At 65.5% G+C, this 2791-nt stretch carries 3 protein-coding genes; all 3 read right to left on the bottom strand.

Annotation, left to right across the window (positions count from 1 at the left end; all coding sequences use genetic code 11):
- A partial coding sequence (locus tag CWC60_RS11715; RefSeq protein ID WP_164516505.1) for an ABC transporter substrate-binding protein occupies positions 1 to 788 on the bottom strand: 788 nt, incomplete at its 3' end.
- A gap of 235 nt (positions 789 to 1023) precedes the next feature.
- Positions 1024 to 1818: an ABC transporter ATP-binding protein gene (locus CWC60_RS11710; protein ID WP_109794196.1), complete on the bottom strand. Its 795-nt coding sequence runs from the start codon at positions 1816 to 1818 to the stop codon at positions 1024 to 1026.
- 67 nt (positions 1819 to 1885) lie between these two features.
- Positions 1886 to 2791 (bottom strand): ABC transporter substrate-binding protein (locus CWC60_RS11705; protein WP_109794195.1); only part of this gene is annotated, 906 nt, incomplete at its 5' end.

Raw genomic sequence — 2791 nt, 5'->3', positions numbered from 1 at the left:
GCTTCGGACTGGCCCCAGACGAAGGACACGACCTGCTCCAGCGGGTAGCCGGCGCGGCGCAGCGCCTGCATCGACACCGACGGCGCGCGCCCGAACAGGTGAGTTATCACGAAATCGGCCCGGAACCGGCGGGCGATGTCGCGCGCCTGGTTGTCCATCTCGATGCCGGGCGAGGGGACCGGGAACTCCTGCAGGTCGAAGCCTTCCATCTCCGCCAGCTTGCGGACGACGGGCAGGCCCTCACGGCCGGCTGGATTGTCGAAGAACAGGTAGGCGATCTTCTTGCCCTTCAGGTCGCCGCCCAGGCGCTGGCGCGCGAACTCGACCGCGCCGCCGGCCTGCGACCAGTAACTGGCCGCCGCGGGGAACAGATACGGATAGTGCTCGCCATCCGCCGACGCTGCGGTGCCGAAGCCCGGCGAGGTGCCGGGGATCTGATCCTTCGCGAGGTCCGCGGTCAGGGCCTGGGTCACCGGCGTACCGAACAGACCGACGAGCACCGCACCTTCGGACTTGAAGCGCTGATAGCCTTCGACCGCCGGCGGGACCTTGTACTGGTTGTCGATCTCGATGACGCGGATCGTGTGCCCTTCCACGCCGCCCTTCGAGTTGACGAGAGCGACATAATCCTGAACGGCGTCGCCCATCGGGTTGCCCACGTTGGCCGTGATGCCGGTGCGGTCCGTCATCTGCCCGATGACGATCTCGGCGGACTGAGCCGTCGAGAAGGATGCGACCGCGGCGGCGACAACGCCCGCGGCAGTCAGGGTCTTCAAGAGACGTTTCATATGGTTCTACCTCCCTTTATGGCATCCGCCTGTCTCTCCCGAGGCGGACTTGGAAGTAGTTTATTACGTTTTTTGCCGGAATCGAAATTATTACGCTGTTTCAATCACCTTGACAGCAACGCCGCGCGGCGCGCGCCGGCGTGGTGCGCAATGCTCACGGCTGGCGCCAACGCGAAACGCGCCGCCCCCGGAAGGAGCGGCGCGTTCTCGGTAACGGAACGATTGTGCGGCCGGTTCAGGAAAGCCAGCGTTTGCGGCGGCGGTAGCGTTTGACGTCCCGATAGGAACGCTTCTCGCCGGATTCGCCGATGCCGAGATAGAATTCCTGGACCTCGGAATTGCTGGCGAGCTGCTTGGCGGGGCCTTCCATGACGATGGAGCCGTTCTCCATGACATAGCCGTGATCGGCGATGGAGAGCGCCAGATTGGCGTTCTGCTCGACGAGCAGGACGGTTACGCCGGCCTCTTCGCGCATCCGCTGGATGATGCCGAAGATCTCCTCGATGATCAGCGGCGCCAGGCCGAGGGACGGCTCGTCGAGCATGATCACCTTCGGGTCCGACATGAGCGCCCGGCCGATGGCCAGCATCTGCTGCTCGCCGCCGGAAAGGTAGCCGGCCTCGCTGGTGCGGCGTTCCTTCAGGCGGGGAAAGAAGGTGTAGGCCTGCTCGATCTTCTCCTTGACCTTGCCATAGTCCGGGACCGTATGCGCCCCGGCCAGCAGATTGTCCTCCACGCTGAGGTGGGTGAAGATCCGGCGGCCCTCGAAGACCTGAACAATGCCCTTGCTGACGACCTCGTGCGGCGGCAGGCGGTCGATGCGTTCGCCGTTGAATTCGATCGAGCCGCGGGTGACGGCGCCGCGCTCCGGCTTCAGAAGCCCGGAAATGGACTTCAGCGTGGTCGTCTTCCCGGCGCCGTTGGCGCCCAGGATCGTGGTGATGGACTGGGGCTTCACCTCGATGGAAATACCCTTCAGCACCAGCACGACGTTGTCGTAGACGACTTCGATATTGTTGATCGTGAGCATCCCGCCCTCACCTGAAAATGTACAAAGCGCCGGACCGGCCGAAGCCGGCCCGGCAATGATCCGAGGATCAGTTCTGTTTCGCGGCCTCTTCCTCGATCATCTCGAAGACGACGTCGCGATAGCCCTTGAACCAGTCGGTGGCCGGCTCGAAGCCGTCCTTGGTGACCGTGAAGACGCGAACCCAGCCGCCGCCTTCGTGGTCGCCGCCGGCGAGGTTCAGCGGCGGGACGAGTTCGCCCAGCTTGAACTCCTTGATCGCACGGAAACCGTCGCGGACGTCGGTGCCGGTGATGTCGGCGCTGCCGCCCTTGGCCTCGACCGCGTTGCGGACCGCCTGGACGTGCAGCGCGGCGGTCAGCAGGCCCCGGTTGTAGAACACCGTGGAATCGAAGGTGGACGGCAGATCCCGGCCTTCTTCCTTGTACATGGCCTCGATCTCGCGGCGGACTTCGAATTCGTCGCCCACGCCGGCGAACTGGATGCCGTTGTAGCCGACGTTCTCGGCGTAGCCGCCACCGGCCTCGATGTCGGCTTCGGACTGGCCCCAGACGAAGGACACGACCTGCTCCAGCGGGTAGCCGGCGCGGCGCAGCGCCTGCATCGACACCGACGGCGCGCGCCCGAACAGGTGAGTTATCACGAAATCGGCCCGGAACCGGCGGGCGATGTCGCGCGCCTGGTTGTCCATCTCGATGCCGGGCGAGGGGACCGGGAACTCCTGCAGGTCGAAGCCTTCCATCTCCGCCAGCTTGCGGACGACGGGCAGGCCCTCACGGCCGGCTGGATTGTCGAAGAACAGGTAGGCGATCTTCTTGCCCTTCAGGTCGCCGCCCAGGCGCTGGCGCGCGAACTCGACCGCGCCGCCGGCCTGCGACCAGTAACTGGCCGCCGCGGGGAACAGATACGGATAGTGCTCGCCATCCGCCGACGCTGCGGTGCCGAAGCCCGGCGAGGTGCCGGGGATCTGATCCTT

It is taken from the genome of Minwuia thermotolerans (genome assembly GCF_002924445.1).
Classification (GTDB): domain Bacteria; phylum Pseudomonadota; class Alphaproteobacteria; order Minwuiales; family Minwuiaceae; genus Minwuia; species Minwuia thermotolerans.
This window is presented reverse-complemented; position numbering and strand designations above follow the sequence as displayed.

Coding starts and splice junctions, on each gene's coding strand:
- CWC60_RS11710 (WP_109794196.1), bottom strand. CDS start 1,818: ATGCTCACGATCAACAATATCGAAGTCGTCTACGACAACGTCGTGCTG.